This is a genomic window from Thiomonas sp. FB-6 (assembly GCF_000377645.1).
In the GTDB taxonomy this organism is placed as follows: domain Bacteria; phylum Pseudomonadota; class Gammaproteobacteria; order Burkholderiales; family Burkholderiaceae_C; genus Thiomonas_A.
Map to the genome: position 1 here is coordinate 1 of NZ_KB898517.1, position 23,306 is coordinate 23,306.

Here is a 23,306-nt window from a genome sequence, read left to right on the forward strand (position 1 = left end):
CCTGACGATGTCCTACTTTCACACGCGAATGCGCACTATCATCGGCGCTGAGGCGTTTCACGGTCCTGTTCGGGATGGGAAGGAGTGGTTCCACCTCGCTATGGTCATCAGGCGTAACTGGTGGGTTGCAGGGTTCGTGGTCTGTGCCACGTGGGGATCCCTACAACCGGGATTCGGGAGCTGACGCTGTGTTGCGATTGGATCGAGCCAGATCAAGGTTATAGGATCAAGCCGCACGGGCAATTAGTACTGGTTAGCTCAACGCATTACTGCGCTTCCACACCCAGCCTATCAACGTTGTAGTCTTCAACGACCCTTCAGGGGGATCGAGTCCCCAGGGAGGCCTTATCTTGAGGCGAGTTTCCCGCTTAGATGCTTTCAGCGGTTATCTCTTCCGCACATAGCTACCCGGCGATGCCACTGGCGTGACAACCGGTACACCAGGGGTGCGTCCACTCCGGTCCTCTCGTACTAGGAGCAGGCCCTCTCAAGCCTCCAGCGCCCACGGAAGATAGGGACAAAACTGTCTCACGACGTTTTAAACCCAGCTCACGTACCTCTTTAAATGGCGAACAGCCATACCCTTGGGACCGGCTACAGCCCCAGGATGAGATGAGCCGACATCGAGGTGCCAAACACCGCCGTCGATATGAACTCTTGGGCGGTATCAGCCTGTTATCCCCAGAGTACCTTTTATCCGTTGAGCGATGGCCCTTCCATACAGAACCACCGGATCACTATGTCCTGCTTTCGCATCTGCTCGACTTGTCAGTCTCGCAGTTAAGCACGCTTATGCCATTGCACTATCAGCACGATTTCCGACCGTACCTAGCGTACCTTCGAACTCCTCCGTTACGCTTTAGGAGGAGACCGCCCCAGTCAAACTGCCCACCATGCACTGTCCCCGATCCTGATTCAAGGACCAAGGTTAGAACCTCAAACACACCAGGGTGGTATTTCAAGGTTGGCTCCACCGGAACTAGCATCCCGGCTTCAAAGCCTCCCACCTATCCTACACAGATCTGTTCAAAGTCCCATGCAAAGCTGCAGTAAAGGTTCATGGGGTCTTTCCGTCTTTCCGCGGGGAGATTGCATCATCACAAACATTTCAACTTCGCTGAGTCTCGGGAGGAGACAGTGTGGCCATCGTTACGCCATTCGTGCAGGTCGGAACTTACCCGACAAGGAATTTCGCTACCTTAGGACCGTTATAGTTACGGCCGCCGTTTACCGGGGCTTCGATCAAGAGCTTGCACCCCATCACTTAACCTTCCGGCACCGGGCAGGCGTCACACCCTATACGTCCACTTTCGTGTTTGCAGAGTGCTGTGTTTTTAATAAACAGTCGCAGCCACCTTTTCACTGCGGCCCCCTTCTGCTTCGACCGCGAGGGTCTCCACATACCAGGGGCGTACCTTATCCCGAAGTTACGGTACTAATTTGCCGAGTTCCTTCTCCCGAGTTCTCTCAAGCGCCTGAGAATACTCATCTCGCGCACCAGTGTCGGTTTGCGGTACGGTCCTGTCGAGCTGAAGCTTAGTGGCTTTTCTTGGAAGCAGAGTATCAATCACTTCAGCGGCAAGCCGCCTCGTCGTCACACCTCAGCTCAGCCCCCCGGATTTGCCTAAGGGGCACGCCTACATGCTTGAACCGGGACATCCAACACCCGGCTGACCTAACTTTCTCCGTCCCCACATCGCACTCGACAGTGGTACAGGAATATTAACCTGTTTCCCATCAGCTACGCATTTCTGCCTCGCCTTAGGGGCCGACTCACCCTACGCCGATGAACGTTGCGTAGGAAACCTTGCGCTTACGGCGAGGGGGCTTTTCACCCCCTTTAACGCTACTCATGTCAGCATTCGCACTTCCGATACCTCCAGCACCCCTTTCAGGACACCTTCACAGGCTTACGGAACGCTCCTCTACCACGTGACCAAAGGTCACATCCGCAGCTTCGGTATATGGCTTAGCCCCGTTACATCTTCCGCGCAGGACGACTCGATCAGTGAGCTATTACGCTTTCTTTAAAGGATGGCTGCTTCTAAGCCAACTTCCTGACTGTCAATGCCTTCCCACTTCGTTTCCCACTTAGCCATATTTGGGGACCTTAGCTGGCGGTCTGGGTTGTTTCCCTCTTGAGTCCGGACGTTAGCACCCGGTGCTCTGTCTCCCGTGCTGACACTCTTCGGTATTCGGAGTTTGCCTTGGTTTGGTAAGTCGCCATGACCCCCTAGCCAAAACAGTGCTCTACCCCCGAAGGTGATACACGAGGCACTACCTAAATAGTTTTCGAGGAGAACCAGCTATTTCCGGATTTGTTTAGCCTTTCACCCCTATCCACAGCTCATCCGCTAATTTTGCAACACTAGTCGGTTCGGACCTCCAGCTGGTGTTACCCAGCCTTCATCCTGGCCATGGATAGATCATCCGGTTTCGGGTCTACACCCAGCGACTGAACGCCCTGTTCGGACTCGGTTTCCCTACGCCTTCCCTATGCGGTTAAGCTCGCCACTGAATGTAAGTCGCTGACCCATTATACAAAAGGTACGCCGTCACCCTTGCGGGCTCCGACTTTTTGTATGCATACGGTTTCAGGATCTATTTCACTCCCCTCCCGGGGTTCTTTTCACCTTTCCCTCACGGTACTTGTTCACTATCGGTCGACTACGAGTATTTAGCCTTGGAGGATGGTCCCCCCATATTCAGACAGGATTTCACGTGTCCCGCCCTACTTGTCGCACGCCTAGTTCCACACGAAAGATTTCAGGTACGGGGCTATCACCCACTATGGCAGCCCTTTCCAGAGCCTTCCCCTGTCTTCCATGCTAAAACGTGCAGGCTGATCCGATTTCGCTCGCCACTACTTTCGGAATCTCGGTTGATTTCTATTCCTCGGGTTACTTAGATGTTTCAGTTCGCCCGGTTCGCCTCCCGTGCCTATGTATTCAGCACGGGATACCCTTGCGGGTGGGTTTCCCCATTCGGACATCTGCGGATCAAAGCTTGATTGCCAGCTCCCCGCAGCTTATCGCAGGCTTCCACGTCCTTCGTCGCCTGTAGTCGCCAAGGCATCCACCGTATGCACTTCGTCGCTTGATCCTATAACTTTGACCTGGGCCTTCCGACCCAACCAAAGCCATAAGCTCTCGTTGATGAAGTTCGATGCAATCGCAACAACATGTCCCTCATCAGAACATGTCGTCAGCTTCCGAATTGTTAAAGAGCACAGCCGATCGTCTACACGATCAAGGGCCAGCACACATCCCGCGTGTTCCCACGCGTGTGCTCGCCTTTGATCATGCCTTCTTGTGTCGTCGAGGTGACTGGTGGAGGTGAACGGGATCGAACCGATGACCCCCTGCTTGCAAAGCAGGTGCTCTCCCAGCTGAGCTACACCCCCAGCGTGTTCTCTCTCTCGTCCCGCTCCTGGTGGGTCTGGTTGGGCTCGAACCAACGACCCCCGCCTTATCAAGACGGTGCTCTAACCAGCTGAGCTACAGACCCAGGACCGTCCTCGGCTGCGGCCAGCTGGCCACACGTCAACCTTGCAAGTTTTCCTTGCACGACTACACAGGCTGCCTAGCCGATAAGCGTGGGCGCTTGACCCTTGCGAGAGTTTCCAGAAAGGAGGTGATCCAGCCGCACCTTCCGATACGGCTACCTTGTTACGACTTCACCCCAGTCATGAAGCCTACCGTGGTCATCGCCCTCCTTGCGGTTAGGCTAATGACTTCTGGTAAACCCCACTCCCATGGTGTGACGGGCGGTGTGTACAAGACCCGGGAACGTATTCACCGCGGCAAGCTGATCCGCGATTACTAGCGATTCCGACTTCATGCAGTCGAGTTGCAGACTGCAATCCGGACTACGAACGGTTTTCTGGGATTGGCTCCCCCTCGCGGGTTGGCAGCCCTCTGTACCGTCCATTGTATGACGTGTGTAGCCCTACCCATAAGGGCCATGATGACTTGACGTCATCCCCACCTTCCTCCGGTTTGTCACCGGCAGTCCCATTAGAGTGCCCTTTCGTAGCAACTAATGGCAAGGGTTGCGCTCGTTGCGGGACTTAACCCAACATCTCACGACACGAGCTGACGACAGCCATGCAGCACCTGTGTTCCGGCTCTCTTTCGAGCACTCCCAAATCTCTTCGGGATTCCAGACATGTCAAGGGTAGGTAAGGTTTTTCGCGTTGCATCGAATTAAACCACATCATCCACCGCTTGTGCGGGTCCCCGTCAATTCCTTTGAGTTTTAACCTTGCGGCCGTACTCCCCAGGCGGTCAACTTCACGCGTTAGCTTCGTTACTGAACAGTTGCCCGTCCAACAACCAGTTGACATCGTTTAGGGCGTGGACTACCAGGGTATCTAATCCTGTTTGCTCCCCACGCTTTCGTGCATGAGCGTCAGTACAGGTCCAGGGAGCTGCCTTCGCCATCGGTGTTCCTCCGCATATCTACGCATTTCACTGCTACACGCGGAATTCCACTCCCCTCTACCGTACTCCAGTCGGATAGTCATCCATGCCATTCCCAGGTTAAGCCCGGGGATTTCACATCGATCTTTCCCAACCGCCTGCGCACGCTTTACGCCCAGTAATTCCGATTAACGCTCGCACCCTACGTATTACCGCGGCTGCTGGCACGTAGTTAGCCGGTGCTTATTCTGCAGGTACCGTCATCCATCCATGGTATTAGCACGGACGATTTCTTTCCTGCCAAAAGTGGTTTACAACCCGAAGGCCTTCTTCCCACACGCGGCATTGCTGGATCAGGCTTGCGCCCATTGTCCAAGATTCCCCACTGCTGCCTCCCGTAGGAGTCTGGGCCGTGTCTCAGTCCCAGTGTGGCTGGTCGTCCTCTCAGACCAGCTACGGATCGTCGCCTTGGTGAGCCTTTACCTCACCAACTAGCTAATCCGACATCGGCCGCTCCATCGACGCAAGGCCTTGCGGTCCCCTGCTTTCACCCGTAGGTCGTATGCGGTATTAGCAACGCTTTCGCGCAGTTATCCCCCATCGTTGGGCACGTTCCGATGCATTACTCACCCGTTCGCCACTCGCCGCCAGGGTTGCCCCCGCGCTGCCGTTCGACTTGCATGTGTAAGGCATGCCGCTAGCGTTCAATCTGAGCCAGGATCAAACTCTACAGTTCAATCCATCAGTTCACTCAATCAAGAATCACGGATTTCTCCGTACTCTAGCGTTGAGCGTTCAAACTTTTCTCTTGAATTCCCGAAAAGCCAAACGCCCACACTTATCGGCTGCTTCTTGTTAATGATCGAGCTTCTTTCGAAGCGGTGCTGCGCGAAGCAGCGAAGAATGAATTCTTGCACGGTTCCGCAAGGCGCGCAAGTCCCCTTCAACAAAAAGTCATCTGGAGCGCGTAGAGGCAGAGGCCAGCAGCTCGTTGCCCACCAGCGCCGCCAGGATCAGGCCGCCACCCAGCAGGGTGCTGCCGCTGGGCACCTCCCCGGCGCCAAGCCAGGCCCACAGGGTGCCGAACACCACTTCGAGCAGGCCCAGCAGGGCCACCTCGGCGGGCGCTAGGCGTTGCGCGGCCCACACCGCGAAGGCACCGGGCAGCGCCAGCTGGAACACGCCGAGCACGGCCAGCCAGGCCATGTCATGCGCATCCACCGCCAGGCGCGCGCTGCTGAACAGGGCCATCGAGGCTGCGGACAGGCCGGCGCCCAGCATCGGGGCCAGCTGCATGGGCAGCCGGGCCCCTGCATGGCGCAGCGCCACCCAGTTCCCGGCCGCGGCCACCGGAACGAATAACCCGATCAACAGCCCGGCGACTTCGCGCGAGCCCGTGCTGGCGTGCAGGTTGTTCCAGAACATCCAGGCCATGCCCAGCATGGCCACGGCGATCGCGGCCCAGGTGCGCGCGCGCACCTGCACTCCCAGGAACAAGAGTCCCATCAGCGCCGCGAATAGCGGCCCCAGGCTCTCCGCCACCAGCGTCTGCGCCACTGTGGTCAGGCTCAGCGCGACCATGAAGGCGGTGTACATGACGCCCCAGCACAGTCCCGACAACCACAGCAGCGAGGCGCCACCGCCCGCGGGTGCGAGGGCCTGCCGCAGCAGCGCCGCGGGGCCGCGACGCCCGCCCAGCACCAGCAGCAGGGACAACGCGGCGAAGCCGCTGCGCCAGAACACCAGCACGCTGCCGTCGTGGCGGTGCAGATGGCGGGTGATCACGCCGGCGATACTCCACAGCAGCGTGCACACCACCATGGCGGCGACGGCCTGGCGGTGGGTGCGCGCGGCTGCGCGCTGCGCTTCGGTGACGGCGTCCACGACTCTCGGCGGGCTGCGGGCCGGGCGCGGCCCGCGCGTGTTCAGGTGCTCAGGCGCTCAGGCGCCCTGCGCCATCGCGCGATCGGCGCGCTTGCGGTCATGCTCGCTGAGGTGGCGCTTGCGCAGGCGGATCGACTTGGGCGTGATCTCCACCAGTTCGTCGTCGGCGATGAACTCCACCGCGTACTCCAGGCTCAGCTCGATGGGCGGGGTGATCTTGATCGCGTCTTCCTTGCCCGACACGCGGAAGTTGGTCAGCTGCTTGGCCCGCACCGGGTTGACCACGAGGTCGTTGTCGCGGCTGTGCACGCCCACGATCATGCCCTCGTACACCGGGTCGCCGGGCTTGACGAACATGCGCCCGCGGTCGTCGAGCTTGCCCAGGGCGTAGGTGACGATCTCGCCCTGGTCCTGGCTGATCAGCACGCCGTTCTTGCGTCCCTGGATCTCGCCTCGGTAGTCGTCGTAGCTGTCGAAGATGTTGCTGATCAGCCCGGTGCCCCGGGTCAGGTTGAGGAATTCGGTCTGGAATCCGATCAGGCCGCGAGCCGGGATGCGGTATTCCAGGCGCACGCGCCCCATGCCGTCGGGTTCCATGTTCACCAGTTCGCCGCGGCGCTCGCCCAGCGCCTGCATGACGCCGCCCTGGTGCTGCTCTTCCACGTCGGCGGTGACCAGCTCGATGGGTTCCTGGCGGCGGCCGTCCACGTCGCGGAACACCACGCGCGGCTTGCTCACCGCCAGTTCGTAGCCTTCACGGCGCATGTTCTCCAGCAGGATGGTCAGGTGCAGTTCGCCACGGCCCGAGACCTCGAACACGCCGTCCTCGTCGGTGTCGCGCACGCGCAGCGCCACGTTGCTCTGCAGCTCGCGGTCCAGGCGGTCGCGGATCTGACGGCTGGTGACGAACTTGCCTTCGCGCCCGGCCAGCGGACTGGTGTTGACGCAGAAGTTCATGGTCAGCGTGGGCTCGTCCACCGCCAGCATGGGCAGCGGGCGCGGATCGTCCAGGCTCGTCAGGGTCACGCCGATGCCGATGCCCTCGATGCCGTTGACCAGCACGATGTCGCCGGGGCCGGCCTGCTCGGCCATGTGCCGCTCCAGACCCTCGAACTTGAGCACCTGGTTCACGCGCGCCTTGACCGGCGCGGAGTCCGGGCCGTGGTAGACGGCCACGTCCTGCCCGGCCTTGAGCATGCCGCTGTTGACCCGGCCGATGCCGATGCGCCCGACGAAGCTGGAGTAGTCCAGCGAGCAGATCTGCAACTGCAGCGGGTCGCTCTCCGAGCCCTCGTGCGGGGGCACGTATTCCAGCACGGCGTCGAACAGGGGCGACAGGTCGGTGCCCACCTCGCCGGCCGTGCGCGTGGCCCAGCCGTTCAGGCCCGAGGCGTAGACCACGGGGAAGTCCAGCTGCTCCTCCGTCGCGCCCAGCTTGTCGAACAGTTCGAAGGTCGCGTTGATCACGTAGTCGGCGCGCGCGCCGGGGCGGTCCACCTTGTTGATCACCACGATGGGCTTGAGACCCAGCGCCAGCGCCTTCTTGGTGACGAAGCGGGTCTGCGGCATCGGCCCCTCGACGGCGTCGACCAGCAGCAGCACGCTGTCGACCATGGACAGCACGCGCTCGACCTCGCCGCCGAAGTCGGCGTGGCCGGGGGTGTCGACGATGTTGATGTGGGTGCCCTTCCACTCCACCGCGCAGTTCTTGGACAGGATGGTGATGCCGCGCTCACGCTCCAGGTCGTTGGAGTCCATCACGCGTTCGGCGATCTGCTGGTTCTGGCGGAAGGTGCCGGACTGGCGCAGCAGCTGGTCGACCATCGTGGTCTTTCCGTGGTCGACGTGGGCGATGATGGCGATGTTGCGAATCGAGGAGGTCATGATCATTGCGGCTGCGTACGCAGCTCTTCGGGACTCAACAGGCGTTGCACGGACAGCTCGCGGCCGTCCCAGCGTGCAACACCCAGGAATACGGGGGTCGCGGCAGCGCCGCCGGCCCCGTAGATGCGCAGTTGCGCGGCCTGCGCCGGACGCTGCGCCGCCGGCGGCACGACCGCGCGCCCCTGCAGCAGGGCGGCGGCAAGAGCCGGCTCGAGCTCCAGCGACGGCAGCTCGCGCAGCAGCGCGTCCACCGGCAGCAGCCAGGCGCGCGCCTGCTCGCGCGCGGCCTCGCGCACCTGATCCAGGGGGCGAGCCTGCGCCAGGTCGAAACCGCCGCTGCGGGTGCGCCGCAGCCCGGCCAGATGCGCGCCGCAGCCCAGCGCATCGCCGATGTCGCGCGCCAGCGAACGGATGTAGGTGCCTTTGCCGCAGCGCACTTCGATGCTCAGCAGGTCCTGCTCGAGGCCGAGCAGCTCGATGGAATCGATGCGCACCGGGCGCGCATCCAGCTCCAACTGCTGGCCGGCCCGCGCGTATTCATACAGCGGCCGCCCGTCACGCTTGAGCGCGCTGTGCATCGGCGGCACCTGCTGGATGTCGCCGACGAAGCGGTCGAGCACGCCGCGCAGCGCCGCCGCGTCCAGCGCCGGCACCGGCGCGCTGCGCAGCACCTCGCCTTCGCCGTCGCAGGTGCTGGTGCTCACGCCCAGGCGCAGCTGCGCGACGTAGGCCTTGTCGGCCTCCAGATGGCTCTGCGCGAACTTGGTGGCCGCGCCGAAGCACAGGGGGAGCAGGCCTTCGGCCAAGGGGTCGAGGGTCCCGGTGTGCCCGGCCTTGGCTGCACCCAGCGCACGCCGTGCCTGCTGCAGGGCCTGCTGCGAGGTGCAGCCACGCGGCTTGTCCAGCAGCAGCACGCCGTGCACCGGTTCGCGGCCCGAAGGGCCCTGCGGGTTCATGAAGGTTCTGCCGTGTTGCGGGAGCTCAGTCCTGGGCCTTGTCCGACACCGCGCGGCGGATCAGCTCGTTCATGCTGCCGGCGTCGCGCGTGGTGGCGTCGAACACGAAATGCAGCGTCGGCACGGTGTGGATGCGCAAACGCTTGAACAACAGGCTGTGCAGGTAGCCGGCCCGCTCGTTGAGCAGCTGCTGCGCGTGCTCGGGCTCGGCGCCCAGCACGGTGAAGAACACCTTGGCATGCGCGTAGTCGGGGGTCAGGCGCACTTCCGACAAGGTGACCAGGCCGAGGCCCGGATCGCGGATCTCGCGCCCGATCATCTCCGACAGATCGCGCTGGATCTGGTCGGCGATGCGGTGGATGCGATGCGAACTGGGGGCCTGGCGTGGCATGGAGCTCAACGGCAAGGGCCCGTGCATCGGCACGGGCCCGGATGGGGACGGCCGGCCCCGAGGGGCCGGCGGCGGCTGTGGCGGCTTAGAGGGTGCGGGCGATTTCCTTGACCTCGAAGGCCTCGATCTGGTCGCCTTCCTGCAGGTCGTGGAAGCTCTTGAGCGAAAGGCCGCACTCGAAGCCTTCCTGCACCTCGCGCACGTCGTCCTTGAAGCGCTTGAGGGAGTCGAGCTCGCCGGTGTGGATCACCACGTTGTCGCGCAGCACCCGCACCTGCGCCGAGCGGCGCACCAGTCCGGACAGCACGCGGCAGCCGGCCACCGTGCCGACCTTGCTGATGCGGAACACCTGGCGCACCTCGACCATGCCCAGCACTTCCTCGCGCTTCTCCGGCGCCAGCATGCCCGACATGGCGGCCTTGATCTCGTCCACCGCCTCGTAGATGATGTTGTAGTAGCGGATGTCGATGCCGTTGAGCTCGGCCAGCTTGCGCGCGCCGGCGTCGGCGCGGGTGTTGAAGCCGATCACCACGGCCTGCGAGGCGATGGCCAGGTTGACGTCGTTCTCGGTGATGCCGCCCACCGCCGCATGCACCACCTGCACGCGGATCTCGTCGGTGGACAGCTTGGTCAACGCGTGCACCAGCGCTTCCTGCGAACCCTGCACGTCCGACTTGATGATCAGGTTCAGGGTCTTCGCGCCCTCGGCCAGTTGCTCGAACATGTTCTCCAGCTTCGCCGCCTGCTGGCGCGCCAGCTTGACGTCGCGGAACTTGCCCTGGCGGAACAGCGCGATCTCGCGGGCCTTGCGCTCGTCGCCCAGCACGAGGATCTCCTCGCCGGCGCTGGGCACTTCGCTGAGCCCCTGGATCTCCACCGGAATCGACGGACCGGCGCTTTGCACCGGGCGCCCGGCTTCGTCGAGCATGGCGCGCACGCGCCCGAAGCTCGAACCGGCCAGCACGACGTCCCCGCGCTTGAGGGTTCCCGACTGCACCAGGATGGTGGCCACCGGGCCGCGTCCCTTGTCGAGCTGGGCCTCGATGACCAGCCCCTTGGCCGGCGCGTCGATCGCTGCCTTGAGTTCCAGCACCTCGGCTTGCAGCAGCACGTTCTCCAGCAGGTCGTCGATACCCTGGCCGGTCTTGGCCGACACCGGCACGAAGGGCGATTCGCCCCCGTACTCCTCGGGCACCACCTGCTCGGCCACCAGTTCCTGCTTCACGCGGTCGGGGTTGGCCTCGGGCTTGTCGATCTTGTTCAGCGCGACCACGATGGGCACGCCCGCGGCCTTCGCGTGGGCGATGGCCTCGCGGGTCTGCGGCATCACGCCGTCGTCGGCCGCCACCACCAGGATGACGATGTCGGTGGCCTTGGCGCCGCGCGCACGCATGGCCGTGAAGGCCTCGTGGCCGGGGGTGTCGAGGAAGGTGATGATGCCGCGCGGGGTCTCCACGTGGTAGGCACCGATGTGCTGGGTGATGCCGCCGGCCTCGCCCGCGGCGACCTTGGCGCGCCGGATGTAGTCCAGCAGCGAGGTCTTGCCGTGGTCGACGTGACCCATCACCGTGACCACCGGGGCGCGGGGCTCCAGTTCAGCGGCCTGCGTGGGCAGGCCCTCCTCTTCCAGGAAGGTCTCGGGATCGTCGAGCTTGGCCGCCACCGAGGTGTGGCCCATTTCCTGCACGATGATCATCGCCGTTTCCTGGTCCAGGACCTGGTTGATGGTCACCATCTGGCCCAGCTTCATCAGGGTCTTGATGACCTCGGAAGCCTTGACGGACATCTTGTGCGCGAGGTCGCCGACCGTGATGGTCTCCGGCACGTGCACTTCGCGCACCACCGGCTCGGCCGGCGCGACGAAGCGCGGCTGGTCCTTATCGCGCGAATCGCGGCGCGAACCGCCCTTCGCACCGCGCCACGCGCCGGTGCCTCCGCTGGTGTCGCCGCGGGTCTTGATGGCGCGGCGCTTCGCCGCCTCGTCGGCCCAGGAGGACGACAGCTGCTCGGACTTGACCGCCTTCTTGGCCTTGCCGTCGGCGCTGGCCGCGGCGCCGGGCGCCGCCGGCTTGGCGGCACCGGCGGCCGGCTTGTGGATGGTGCCCTTGATCGCACCAGCCGCATCGGCCGGTTTCGGGGTCTCCGGCGGCTTGGGCGCGTGCAGCACGGTGCGCGGACGCGCCAGCATGTCGCGGATCGCCGCGGCTTCCTGCTCGGCGGCGCGGCGGCGTACCTGGATGGCCTCCATTTCCACGACGCGCGCGGCGGCGGCCTCTGCATCGGCGCGCGCCCGGCGCTGCGCCTCGGCGGCGCGCAGCTGCTCCTTGTCCGCCGCGGCCTTGGCGGCCTCGTCGGCCTTGGCGGCCTTGGCGGCTTCGTCGGTCTTGGCCGCCCGCGCGGGTTCGGCGGCCTCGGCCGCCTGCGCGCCCTCGCCGGCCTGGCTGAGCTCGGCGGTCTGCGCCACTTCGCGCTCGGCCTGCTCGCGTTCGCGCGCCTCGCGCTCGGCCTGCTCGCGCTCGGCCTCCGCGGCCCGCGCACGCGCCTCGGCCTGCTCCTGCTCCTCCTGCTGGCGCAGGCGCAGTTCCTCGGCCTGGCGCGCCAGCAGCTCGGACTGACGCTTGGCCTCTTCCTCGCGACGCCGCAGTTCGGCCTCGTCCACCACCGGCTGCGCGGTGGCGGGAGCGGCTTCGGGGAGATCCTCGCGCTTGACGAACACGCGCTTCTTGCGCACCTCCACCTGGATGGTGCGCGCCTTGCCGGTCGAGTCGGCCTGCTTGATCTCGGTGGTCTGCTTGCGGGTCAGCGTGATCTTCTTGCGCTCGGCCCCGGCCACGCCATGCGCGACGCGCAGGTGGTCCAGCAGCCGGGCCTTGTCGGCCTCGCTGATCGGATCCTCCGCGTTCTGCTTGTGCACGCTGGCCGCGGCAAGTTGTTCCAGGAGCTGGGCAGCCGGAATGTGCAGTTCGGTGGCGAGTTGGGCGACGGTGGTTTGTGCCATGGATGCTTTCCTTGCTCCTTCTTGTGTCTCAGGCGTTGAACCAGTGTTCGCGGGCCTTGAGAATCAGCGCGCTGGCCTGGGCCTCTTCGCCGCCGATGATCGCCGTGAGTTCGTCGGTCGCCAGGTCGGCCAGGTCGTCGCGGCTATGCACGCCCGCGTCGGCCAGGCTGGCGATCTGTTCGGTGCTCAGTCCTTCCAGGTCCTTCAGGTCCTGGGAGACTTCGTCGAGTTTCTGCTCGCGCGCGATTTCCTGCGTCAGCAGCGCGTCGCGCGCACGAGTGCGAAGTTCGTGCACGGTGTCTTCGTCGAAGGAGGCGATTTCCAGCATTTCCGCCAGCGGCACGTAGGCCACCTCCTCCAGGCTGGTGAACCCTTCCTGGATCAGGATGTCCGCCACTTCCTGGTCGACGTCGAGCTTGCTGCGGAACAGCTCGCGCATCTCCTCGGTCTCGGCATTTTGCCGGGTTTGCGACTCTTCCGCCGACATCAGGTTGATCTGCCAGCCGGTCAGCTCGGAGGCCAGGCGCACGTTCTGCCCCGAGCGTCCGATGGCCAGCGCCAGGTTCTCCTCGTCCACGGCGACGTCCATCGCGTGCTTTTCCTCGTCGACGACGATGGACTGCACGTTGGCCGGCGCCAGCGCGCCGATGACGAACTGCGCCGGATCGTCCGACCACAGCACGATGTCCACGCGCTCGCCGCCCAGCTCGTTGCTCACCGCGTTCACGCGCGAGCCGCGCACGCCGATGCAGGTGCCGATGGGATCGATGCGCCGGTCGTGGGACAGCACCGCGATCTTCGCCCGCACGCCCGGATCGCGCGCGCAGGACTTGATCTCCAGAAGGCCCTGCTCCATCTCGGGCACTTCCAGGCGGAACAGTTCCTTCATGTATTCCGGCGCGGTGCGCGAGAGTTCGATCTGCGGGCCGCGCGCGGCACGGTCGATCTTGGAGATCACGGCGCGCACGCGGTCGCCGGCGCGGATGTTTTCCTTCGGGATCATGTCGCCGCGGCGCAGGCGCGCGTCCACCTTGCCCGACTCGACGATGGCGTCGCCCTTGTCCATGCGCTTGACGGTGCCCACGAAAATGCGGTCGTTGCGCTGCAGGAAATCGTTCAGGATCTGCTCGCGCTCGGCGTCCCGGATCCTCTGCAGGATGACCTGCTTGGCCGCCTGCGCACCGATGCGCCCGAACTCCAGGCTCTCGACCTGCTCCTCGATGTACTCGCCGATCTCGATGTCGGCAATCTGCTCGACCGCCTCGAAATGCAGGATCTCGGCGTCGGGCTGCTGCAGCCCCGCCTCGTCGGGCACGACCAGCCAGCGCCGGAAGCTTTCGTAGTCCCCGGTGTCGCGGTCGATGGCCACGCGGATGTCGACCTCGCCGCTGTAGCGCTTCTTGGTCGCCGAGGCCAGCGCGGCCTCGACCGCGCTGAACACGACGTCACGGTCCACATTCTTCTCGTGCGCCAGCGCATCGACCAGCATCAGCAACTCGCGGTTCATGATTTACGACCCCTGAAGTCAAGCAACGGCACCAGGCGCACCTCGCGCGCCTCGGCCATCGAAAAACGCAATTCCTGCGGCTCCTGCGCGGGCGTCGCGCGCCGCCCCGCCGCCGCAGCCTTGTTCTTGTCCGCTCCCGGACGGCGCCGCTCCAGCCCGGCGAGCAAGGCCTCGTCCCAGGCGATGGAATAGCTGGCCTCGGGCCCGTCGGTGCTCTCCTCGGGGATGGCCTGCAGAATGCCCCGGTACTTCTTGCGCCCCTGGAAGGGCAAGCGCAAGGTCACGTCCACCGCCAGCCCGGCGAAGCGCCGCATGTCCTCGGGCGTGCGCAGCAAGCGGTCCAGCCCCGGCGACGACACCTCCAGACGCTTGTAGTCCAGCCCATCGACCTCCAGCGCGTACTGCAACTGCCGGCTGACGCGCTCGCAGTCCTCCACCGTCACGGGACTGCCGTCGGCGCGATCGATGGTCACGCGCAGCAAGCCGGCGGCCGCCCAGTTCGCCTCGACGAACTGGTAGCCCAGACCCCGCACGGTGTCCTCGATCAATTGCGCCTGCTGCATGCCCTGTCTACGTTCCCTCGTTGTCGCCCTGAAGCCGGATGGCGCGAACACGAATGCAAGGGCAACAAAAAAGGGCGATCGGTATCGCCCTTTGCTCGTCGCCCTTGCTGTTGGCCAACCCGGCTGGATCCGTTTCCGAAAGCCACCGCCGTGACCGGAAGGCCCCGCCGCCGCACACACGCGGCGCGGCTGGCGCCTCCAGCTTGCGGTGTGGTGCCTGGGCCCCAATCTGCTCCGGAATGCCTATTCTAGAGGCAAAACCCCCGCCTTTCAAGGAGCGGGGTCAAAACCATCGCCTATCGTAGCCGTTGTCGCCTCCACCTGCCGGGCGTGCGCTCAGGCGCCGGAGTGCGCCGAGCGGGTCCGCACGACCGAAGGTTCCCGGCGCCCATGCGAGAATGCGGGCCAAGCCGCGGGCGCTGGGCGCCCCATCGTCGCCATTCGAATTTCCAGGAAAAACTCATGGGCTTTCTTTCCGGCAAGCGCATTCTGATCACCGGCCTGCTGTCCAACCGCTCCATCGCCTACGGCGTGGCCAAGGCCTGTCACCGCGAAGGCGCGGAACTGGCCTTCACCTACGTCGGGGAACGTTTCGCCGAGCGTATCCAGGGCTTCGCCCAGGAATTCGACAGCCGCCTGACCTTCCCCTGCGACGTCGCCGACGACGCGCAGATGGAAGCGCTGGGGCTCGAACTCGGCCGGCACTGGCCGCGCCTGGACGGCTACGTGCATTCCATCGGCTTCGCGCCGCGCGAGGCCATCGCCGGCGATTTCCTCGAGGGCCTGTCGCGCGAGGGCTTTCGCATCGCCCACGACATCTCCGCCTATTCCTTCCCGGCGCTGGCCAAGGCGCTGCTGCCGCTGCTGCAGGCCAGCTGCGACGCCGGCGGCATGCCCTCGCTGCTGACCATGACCTACCTGGGCGCCGAACGCGTGGTTCCCAACTACAACACCATGGGCGTGGCCAAGGCCGCGCTGGAAGCCAGCGTGCGCTACCTGGCCGAATGCCTGGGCCCGCGCGGCATGCGGGTCAACGGCCTGAGCGCCGGCCCCATCAAGACCCTGGCCGCCTCCGGGATCGCCGACTTCGGCAAGATGCTCAAGTTCAACGAGTCCAGCACCCCGTTGCGCCGCAACGTGACCATCGAGCAGGTGGGCGACGCCAGCGCCTTCCTGCTGTCGGACCTGGCCAGCGGCATCACCGCGGAAGTGCTGCACGTGGACGCCGGCATGCACGCGGTGGTCGGCGGCCTGGGCGCGGGAGGGTAAGTGCCCCCTTCGTCGCCGGGGGCGGCCCCGGCTCCGTCCCCCCGTGGGGGACAACCCCTGCCTTGGGGCGGCCCTGCGGCAGGGGGTTTCCTGGCATTGGGGGAATGCGGCGTTGGCGGGGGGCTTTCAGGCGGGCTGGAGTGCGGCGGTTGCGGGAGGCTTTCAGGCGGGGTGGAAATCTGCGGCGGGCGGGGGTGTTGACAAGCGCGGGAAACGCTCTAGAATGTTGGTTTTTCGCGGGAATAGCTCAGTTGGTAGAGCGCAACCTTGCCAAGGTTGAGGTCGCGAGTTCGAGACTCGTTTCCCGCTCCAGTTTCTCCATTTACGAACCAGCCCTCCAGATAATCGGAGCTTCGTGAATGTCCGGAGCCTTCCGAGGCAGCCCGGAAGCTGGAACACCTCCAGGGGAAGCCAAGTCTTCCCCTTTTTGTTGCCGATCGAAAATGCCAGCATTGCGCCCTGCGCGGAAACGGCATCCGATAATGCCCGCCAAGGCATCTCTCGCGTCGATCCGGTGACCGGTTCCGGCACCGAAGTGCACCTTCCGCTAAGATGCGCTCCAGATTGAATCACGGCGCGGTAGCAAAGCGGCTATGCAGAGGACTGCAAATCCTTCCAGGTGGGTTCGACTCCCGCCCGCGCCTCCAGAACATCGTTGAATGAAAGCCGCCCTCGGGCGGCTTTTTTGCGCCCGTACCGCGTGCCCGGGCGCGCCGAGGCCACTGCGGCCAAGGCGCCGCCTGTGCCACAATCGGCCGACGCTACGCCGGGCGGTGCCTTCGGGCCGGGCCGGCCGCCCCTCCCTCCCGGATGCCACGCCATGTCCCAGCCCACCTCCCCGGCTTCCCCGCCCGATCTCGGCGAACGCGTACTCGGCGCCCTCATGGGCGCCTTCGTCGGCGACGCGCTGGCCCTCGGCCCCCACTGGTACTACGACCTCGACGCGCTGCGCCGGGACTACGGCCCCTGGATCACCGACTACACCGCGCCGCGGCCCGAGCGCTATCACGCGGGCCTGCGCGCCGGGCAATCCTCCCAGGCCGGCTGGCTGCTCGAACGGACCCTGAGCAGCCTGGTCGAGCGTGGCGGCTACGACGAGGCCGACTTCTGCCGGCGCATCGACGAGGAGTTGTTCCCGCTGCTCGACGGCACGCCGTTGAGCGGCCCCGGGGGCTACACCAGCCAATCCATCCGCGAGGCCTGGCGCCTGCGCGTGGGGCGCGGCCTCGGCTGGGGCGAGATCGGCGGCTACGCCGACAACACCGAGGCCGCCGAACGCGTGCTGGCCATCGCGGTGCGCCACGCGCTGCACCCCGAGCGGCTCGCCCGCGACGTGGGCTCGAACACCGCGCTCACCCAGATCGACCCCACGGTCATGGCCATGACCGTGGCCTACGCCTGCGTGCTCGGACAGCTGGTGCAGGGCCACGCGCTCGACGAAGCGCTGTCGGGCCGGCTCATGGCCCTGGTGCGCGACGGCCAGCTCCCCTTCCATACCGTCACCGCCGACGGCGAGGCCTCGGTGCCGCGCGGCGCCGAGAAGCCCCGCCGCGGCGTGGGGGAGTTCGCGTCGCCGGACGCGCTGCTGACCCCGTCGAACATCGCGCGCGCGGCGCGCGATCCCGGCGTGCGCATCGAGCCGGCCTGGAAGGTCTCGCTGGTCTACGGCATGCCCTGCGCGGTCTACCACCAGTTCCCGGCCGCCTATTACCTGGCCGCGCGATTCGGCGCCGACTTCGAGAACGCCGTGCTCCATGCGGTCAACGGCGGGGGCCAGAACCAGGCCCGCGCCATGCTGACCGGCGCCTTGTGCGGGGCTATGGGCGGGCTGCAAGCCATTCCCGAGCGCTGGATCCTGGGACTCGAGCATGGCGGGCCGCGCCTCGAGCTGGCGCGCCGCCTGGCCGGGCAGGTGCTCGCCGAACAGCCCGCTCGGGCCACGGCAGCCTCCTGAGGCCGCCGCCCGAAGCCGCCGCGCCCGGTCGGGGGGCTCAGCCGCCGCCGGCTTGCTCCGCCGGCGCCGGGCCTGCTCCCTGCCAGCTCACCGGAATCGGGCGGTCGGCCGAAAGCTGCACCGTGCGCGTGGGGAAGGCGAAGCCCACGCCCAGCGAAGCGAAAGCCCGCATGAGTTCGAGGTTGATGGCCTGCTGGGTGTCCATGTAGACCGTGTAGTCGGACGTGGTCATCCAGTACACCACCTCGAAATTCAGGGCCGATTCGCCGAAATCCTTGAAGTGCGCACGGTCGAAGCGGGTCTGCTCCTGCTTCTGCACGGCTTCGCGCACCCGCGCCGGGATCTGCTCCATCAGGTCCGGCGGCGTCTCGTAGCCCACGCCGAAGGCGAAGGAGATGCGCCGCTCCTGCATGTGCCGGTAGTTGCGCAACCGGGCCTTGGTCAGGTCGGTGTTGGAGAACACCAGCAGTTCGCCGCCGATACTGCGGATGCGGGTGGTCTTCAGCCCGATGTTCTCGACCGTCCCGGAGAAACCGTCGATCACGATGAAGTGCCCGATCTGGAACGGCTTGTCCAGCACGATGGACAGGCTGGAGAACAGGTCTCCGAGGATGTTCTGCAAGGCCAGGCCCACCGCGATGCCGCCGACCCCCAGCCCCGCCAGCAGGGTGCTGACGTTGAATCCCAGGTTGTCCAGCAGCAGCAGGAACAGCAGGCTCCACAGCACGAGGCGCGCCAGGAAGCTCATCGCGGCCAGGCCGGTGGCGGTCTCCGGATCGGTGCGCATCGCGCTCTCGCGCGACTGCGTGATGAGCTTGTCGATGAAACGCCCCGTCCACAGGCCGACCTGCACCGCCAGCGCCACGCTGGCCGCGCCCTCCAGCCACTGCCGCGGCTGGGCTGGCAGATCCAGCGCACGCACCGCGGGCAGCACGGCCCCCAGCGCGAGCAGCCAGCTCCGCGTACCGTCCAGCGCGTGCACGAAGGCGTCGTCCCAGCGCGAGGGCGTGCGTTCGGCGATGTCGCGCAGGCGGCGGACCAGCACCGGCTTCGCGGAGGCGGCGCCCACGCCGACCACCAGCAGCCAGGCCAGCGCCTCCAGCCACGCGGACAGGGGATTCGACGCGATCATCAGATGGGTCCAGTGGCTCATCGCTTGCAGCATTCTCCAGGAGTCCTCACGCGGCTTCGCAGGCGGGCGCCTCGGCCGGCGGCCGGCGCAGGACTTCGAACCAGCGCAGCACGTGGCGGGTCCAGAAGTCGATATCGTAGTGTTGCACGTGCTGCTGCATGCGCTGCATGCGAGCGTGCTGTTCCGCGGGCTCCATGTCCAGCGCGCGCTCGATGGCCGCGTCCATCTGGCTGATGCTGTAGGGGTTGACCAGCACCGCGTCACCCAGCTCCAGCGCGGTTCCGGCGAACTCCGACAGCACCAGCACGCCGTCGCGCGCGTCGTGTGCGGCGACGAACTCCTTGGCCACCAGGTTGAGCCCGTCGCGCAGGGGGGTGATCCAGCAGACGTCGGCGGCGCGGAAGTAGGCCATGGTCTCCTGGAAGGTCATCGGCGTGGTCGACAACACCACCGGCTGCCACGACAGGCTGCCGAAGTGGCCGTTGATGCGTCCGACCAGCTGCTCGATGGCCTGCTGCGCGCGCCGGTACACCCGCATGCCGTCCGCGGCCGCGACCGCGGTGAGCAGCAATTGCACCCGGCCGAGCAGCGCCGGACGCCGGCGCAGCAGGCGCTCGTAGGTCAGCAGCATTTCCCGCGTGCCCTTGGCGTAGTCCACCCGCCCCACCGACACGATCACCTTGCACCCGGACAGACCCGCGCGGATGCGCGCGACCTGCTCGCGCGCACCCGGCGCGGCCATGGCCTGCTCGATCAGGCGCGCGTGGGTGCCGATGGGGAAGGCATCAATATGCACGCGGTGCGTCCCCACGCGCAACGAGGTCGGTGTGAGGGGCTCCGCCAGTGCGCTGCCGCGCGGGGCCAGACCCTCCGGTGCGGGCTCCCAGCGCAGGTCGTGCACCTGGCGCAGGCCCTGCGCCACCGCCGCGAAATTGCAGGCGTAGCGCGGCACGTGAAAGCCCACCAGGTCGCAGCTCAGCAGGTTGTCGAGGATCTCGTCGCGCCACGGCAGCAGGTTGAACACGTCGGCCGACGGAAAGGGCGTGTGGTGGAAAAAGGCGATCTTCAGGTCCGGGCGCATCGCACGCACGAAGCTCGGCACCAGCCACAGGTTGTAGTCGTGCACCCACACCACGGCACCCGGCGCCGCTTCCTCGCAGGCCGCCTCGGCGAACAGCCGGTTCACTTCGCGGAAGGTCGCCCAGTGGGTGTTCTCCGACGAGTACATGGACGGAAAACTGTTGAGCACCGGCCACAGCGCCTCCTTGGAGGTGACGTGGTAGAACTGATTGATCTGCTCGGCCTGCAGCGGCAGGCGCAGCACCTCGTAGCTGCCGTAGCTGTCGCGCACCTGCACGCGCCGCTCGAAACCCGGCGCCTTGCCGGCCGGGGCCTTTTTCCAGGCGACCCAGCTGGCGCTGTCCACCTGGCCGATGAATCCCTTGAGTACCGGCACGATGCCGTTCGGGCTGCTGTTCTCGCGCAGCACCACCTTGCCGTTCTCCACCACCTCCTCATAGGGCTGGCGGTGGTAGACGATCACGAGTTGCGCAGCCATGACTGGGCTCCAGAGGGGTTGTGGAATCGGCGCAGAGCGTCCAGCACGCCGGCGGCGCCGGGCAAGGGACTGAGGTACACGTTGGAGCAGCCCCGCAAGGCCCGCGCCAACGCCGGCTCGCGGTTGGCCACCGCCACGCCGTGCAGTCCGGTACGGAACATCGAGAGGTCGTTGAGGGTGTCACCCGCCACCAGCGTGCGCTGCGAGGGCAGCCCCAGCGCGCGCAGCACGCGCAGCAGGGTCGGCCCCTTCTGCACGCCGCGCGGCAGCACGTCGAAATACTGGCCGTCCGACAGCAGCACGTCGAAGCCCATGGTGCGCAGCTCACCGGCCGCGCGCAGAGCCGCCGGTTCGTCGTCGTACAAGTAGGACTTGCGCAGGCCTCCGGTGACCTCCTGCGGCCGCAGCCTGGGATGGCGCTGCATGAATTCCTCGATGCGCCGAGGCGCGTAGGCGGGCCAGGTGTCGCTCAGCCAATGCAGCACCGGCGCGATCACCTCGCGGGCTTGCGGATCCGCGGCCTCCACGCTGGTTCCGACGTCGCCGATGCAATAGTCCGGCCGCAGGCCGATGCCGTCGGCCAGCTCGCGCATGTGCGCCTGGCCGCGGCCGCTGACGAACATCAGCACCACGTCGTCGCGGTGTTCGCGAATCCAGCCGTACAGGCTCGCGCGCTGCTCCTCGCTTCCCCCGACGAAGGTGCCGTCCAGGTCGGTGGCCAGCACCGTGCGCCGGCTCGTGGCGGGCGCGCCGGGCTGACGCGCCATGCCCGGCCCGTTCATCGCCGCCGCGCTCATTGCAGCGCCCGATGGTTCCACACCGCGCCCGGCACCCGCACCGAGGCGCCTTCGTGCGCGCCGCCATGGCCGGGTGAGGCCTGCGCCGCGCCGCGCGCCAGGCCCGGCAGCGCGTCGCCCAGCGGCTCCTCCAGCACGCGCTGCAGCGCGCGCCCGGCGGTGCAACGCCCGGCCAGCACGTCGCGCACGGCGCGCGGCACCTGCAGCGACAGTGCCAGGCGCCGCTCCAGCACCGCCAGCGCCTGGCTGGCCGATGCGCCCTCGGTGAGTTCCCCGCCGTCGCCGCCCTGCGCACCGGCGCGTTGCTCGGCGCTGGCTCCCAGGCGCATGCCCAGGCGCGTGTTGCGCGAATGGCTGGACGAGGCCGTCAGGAACAGGTCCCCGACGCCGCTGCTGCGGAACAGCGTCTCCCCGCGCCCGCCCAGCGCCAGGGTCAGGCGCAGCATGTCCTCCAGGCCGCGCGCGACGATCGCGGCGCGCGCGTTCTCGCCCAGGCCCTGCGCGCTGGCCATGCCGCAGGCGATGGCCACCGGATTCTTCAGCGCCCCGGCCACCTGCACGCCGATCTCGTCGTCGCACAACTCCGGTTCGATGGCCGCGGCGCGCAGCGCCTGCGCCAACTCGGCCGCGATGGCGGCGCCGGCGGGGTGCGCACGCATGCCCAGGGTCAGACGCGTGGGCAGGCCCCGCACCACCTCGTCGGCGAAACTCGGCCCCGCCAGCATACCCACCGGCTGGCCCCTGGCGCAGCTCTCGCGCAGCACCTGGGTCATCAACTGGCCGGTGCCCGGCTCCACGCCCTTGCAGGTGGCCAGCGCCAGCGCATGCGGCGGCAAGGCAGCCGCGGCCGCTCCCGCCACGTCGCGCAGGGAGCCGCAGGGCACGGCGTACAGCACCACGTCGGCACCCTGCAGCACCCATGCCAGGTCGTCGCTGGCTTCCAGGCCATCCGGCAGCACGATGCCCGGCAGGTGCCGGGGATTGCAACCGGTGGTGCGGATGGCGTGGGCGACGTCGGGGCGCCGCGACCACAGCCGGGTGCACAGCCCGGCGCGGCGGGAAGCCGCCGCCAGCGCGGTGCCCCAGCTGCCGGCGCCGAGCACGGCCACTTCGAGGGGCTCGCGCAGCGGACGGCGGGCGGAGTGGTGGGGGGCGGCGGACTCGCCTCGGTTTCGAGCGTGCATGGCATCTCCGAAGTCGTTGGCGGGCCGTGGCTCCGCCGTACAGGGGACGCCCGGCGTGGTGCCGGACGCGGCGACTTGGTCGGGAAGCAGGCACGCGCGGCGCGCCTTTTCCCCCGGCGGCGCACGTGACGCCGCCCCATCTGCGCGGCGCCGCCCTGCCGTGGAGAGCGGACAGGCGCCTGCGCCGGACCACCCACCAGGCGCAACCCGGGGCCTATCCAGCTACGCAGCTGCCGGCTGTTTCCTCCGCAGTAGGTGCTACGGAAACAGTGCTTCTTGGAGCTTTATCCGGCAAAAATTGAACAAAACGAATCTTAGCTCAGATTCACAAAAAAATGAATTGATAAATCTCTTTTTATCCAAAGGATCACTGAACGATCGCCCAAAGATCCGCGCCACCCCCGAGCATCTGCCGCCAGGCTGCCTGCAAAGCCGCAAGCCATTCGTCCAACCCCTCGAGATGCTCCCCAGGAGCGGGGCTCCGCGGGTCGCGCCGGCGCCGCGCCGGGTAATGTCCCGCCGAGTGGTGTAAGTCTTTGGTGCGGTGAGCTGCGAAGGGCGTAGCCCGGAGCAGCTCACCGCGCGCCGGTCGTCCCTGGAGATGGGGGTGGCCATCGTGAAGTCCGGATAAGGTTGAGGTGCGACCCACCAATCCTTGTCTGAAGGAAACCACGATGACCAACGCCACTATCGCATTGACCGAGCTCGCTGAGAAGGGGGCCGATGTCGACGTGCTGCGCCAGATGGTGCAGTTCATGGCCCAGCGCCTCATGGAGATCGACGTGGAGGGGCGCTGCGGCGCCGGCTA

General features: G+C 66.3%; 13 protein-coding genes, 4 tRNA genes, 3 rRNA genes and 1 pseudogene. 5 read left to right on the top strand and 16 right to left on the bottom strand.

From position 1 onward, the window contains the following. From rrf to D466_RS0118665, 12 genes are all read right to left on the bottom strand, one after another. A 5S ribosomal RNA gene (rrf, locus tag D466_RS0118610) occupies window positions 1-112 on the bottom strand; the annotation flags it as partial. Between the two features lie 110 nt (window positions 113-222). Further along, window positions 223-3,102, bottom strand: a 23S ribosomal RNA gene (locus tag D466_RS0118615). 225 nt (window positions 3,103-3,327) lie between these two features. Further along, window positions 3,328-3,403 (bottom strand) — tRNA-Ala (locus D466_RS0118620). Between the two features lie 27 nt (window positions 3,404-3,430). Further along, window positions 3,431-3,507, bottom strand: a tRNA-Ile gene (locus D466_RS0118625). Window positions 3,508-3,626: 119 nt separating this feature from the next. Then, window positions 3,627-5,157: ribosomal RNA gene (locus D466_RS0118630) — 16S ribosomal RNA — on the bottom strand. A 218-nt stretch (window positions 5,158-5,375) separates the two neighbouring features. Further along, a complete protein-coding gene (locus D466_RS0118635; RefSeq protein WP_018915206.1) occupies window positions 5,376-6,305 on the bottom strand; it encodes a DMT family transporter in 930 nt (309 codons plus the stop codon). Window positions 6,306-6,362: 57 nt separating this feature from the next. Further along, the gene (typA, locus tag D466_RS0118640) at window positions 6,363-8,189 is read right to left on the bottom strand and encodes a translational GTPase TypA (RefSeq protein WP_026285479.1); all 1,827 of its coding nucleotides are present in this window, start codon (window positions 8,187-8,189) and stop codon (window positions 6,363-6,365) included. A gap of 2 nt (window positions 8,190-8,191) precedes the next feature. Continuing rightward, complete coding sequence (gene truB / locus D466_RS0118645) at window positions 8,192-9,145, bottom strand: tRNA pseudouridine(55) synthase TruB (RefSeq protein WP_018915208.1); 954 nt, start codon at window positions 9,143-9,145, stop codon at window positions 8,192-8,194. 25 nt (window positions 9,146-9,170) lie between these two features. Beyond that, on the bottom strand, window positions 9,171-9,536 hold the full coding sequence (gene rbfA, locus D466_RS0118650) for a 30S ribosome-binding factor RbfA (protein ID WP_018915209.1): 366 nt from the start codon (window positions 9,534-9,536) through the stop codon (window positions 9,171-9,173). A gap of 85 nt (window positions 9,537-9,621) precedes the next feature. After that, window positions 9,622-12,534, bottom strand: coding sequence for a translation initiation factor IF-2 (infB, locus tag D466_RS0118655; protein WP_018915210.1), 2,913 nt, complete (start codon window positions 12,532-12,534; stop codon window positions 9,622-9,624). Between the two features lie 28 nt (window positions 12,535-12,562). Continuing rightward, complete coding sequence (gene nusA / locus D466_RS0118660; RefSeq protein ID WP_018915211.1) at window positions 12,563-14,041, bottom strand: transcription termination factor NusA; 1,479 nt, start codon at window positions 14,039-14,041, stop codon at window positions 12,563-12,565. Further along, a complete protein-coding gene (locus D466_RS0118665; RefSeq protein WP_018915212.1) occupies window positions 14,038-14,604 on the bottom strand; it encodes a ribosome maturation factor in 567 nt (188 codons plus the stop codon). The genes nusA and D466_RS0118665 overlap by 4 nt, the downstream gene beginning before the upstream one ends. 462 nt (window positions 14,605-15,066) lie before the next feature. Here D466_RS0118665 and fabI point away from each other — a divergent pair, with 462 nt between their 5' ends. The 4 genes from fabI to D466_RS22375 all read left to right on the top strand — a co-directional run bounded on the left by fabI (window position 15,067) and on the right by D466_RS22375 (window position 17,827). After that, window positions 15,067-15,873 (top strand): enoyl-ACP reductase FabI, encoded by an 807-nt coding sequence (gene fabI, locus D466_RS0118670; protein ID WP_018915213.1) that lies wholly within the window; start codon window positions 15,067-15,069, stop codon window positions 15,871-15,873. 236 nt (window positions 15,874-16,109) lie between these two features. Next, window positions 16,110-16,185, top strand: a tRNA-Gly gene (locus D466_RS0118675). A gap of 261 nt (window positions 16,186-16,446) precedes the next feature. Continuing rightward, window positions 16,447-16,520, top strand: a tRNA-Cys gene (locus D466_RS0118680). Between the two features lie 173 nt (window positions 16,521-16,693). Then, a complete protein-coding gene (locus tag D466_RS22375; RefSeq protein ID WP_051083794.1) occupies window positions 16,694-17,827 on the top strand; it encodes an ADP-ribosylglycohydrolase family protein in 1,134 nt (377 codons plus the stop codon). Between the two features lie 37 nt (window positions 17,828-17,864). Here D466_RS22375 and D466_RS0118690 read toward each other — a convergent pair whose 3' ends face one another. The 4 genes from D466_RS0118690 to D466_RS0118705 are packed head-to-tail and all read right to left on the bottom strand — an operon-like array spanning window position 17,865 to window position 22,498. After that, window positions 17,865-18,992: a mechanosensitive ion channel family protein gene (locus tag D466_RS0118690; RefSeq protein ID WP_018915215.1), complete on the bottom strand. Its 1,128-nt coding sequence runs from the start codon at window positions 18,990-18,992 to the stop codon at window positions 17,865-17,867. Window positions 18,993-19,005: 13 nt separating this feature from the next. Beyond that, window positions 19,006-20,517, bottom strand: a complete 1,512-nt coding sequence (ggpS, locus tag D466_RS0118695; protein WP_018915216.1) for a glucosylglycerol-phosphate synthase — start codon at window positions 20,515-20,517, stop codon at window positions 19,006-19,008. Next, a complete protein-coding gene (locus D466_RS22380) occupies window positions 20,499-21,284 on the bottom strand; it encodes an HAD-IIB family hydrolase (RefSeq protein ID WP_196803527.1) in 786 nt (261 codons plus the stop codon). The genes ggpS and D466_RS22380 overlap by 19 nt, the downstream gene beginning before the upstream one ends. 26 nt (window positions 21,285-21,310) lie before the next feature. Continuing rightward, window positions 21,311-22,498 carry an NAD(P)H-dependent glycerol-3-phosphate dehydrogenase gene (locus D466_RS0118705; RefSeq protein ID WP_018915218.1) on the bottom strand — a complete coding sequence of 396 codons (1,188 nt, stop codon included), beginning with the start codon at window positions 22,496-22,498 and terminating at the stop codon, window positions 21,311-21,313. 674 nt (window positions 22,499-23,172) lie between these two features. On the opposite strand from D466_RS0118705, the pseudogene D466_RS24235 reads away from it, so the two are divergent. Next, window positions 23,173-23,306, top strand: a pseudogene (locus D466_RS24235) (IS256 family transposase); the annotation flags it as partial.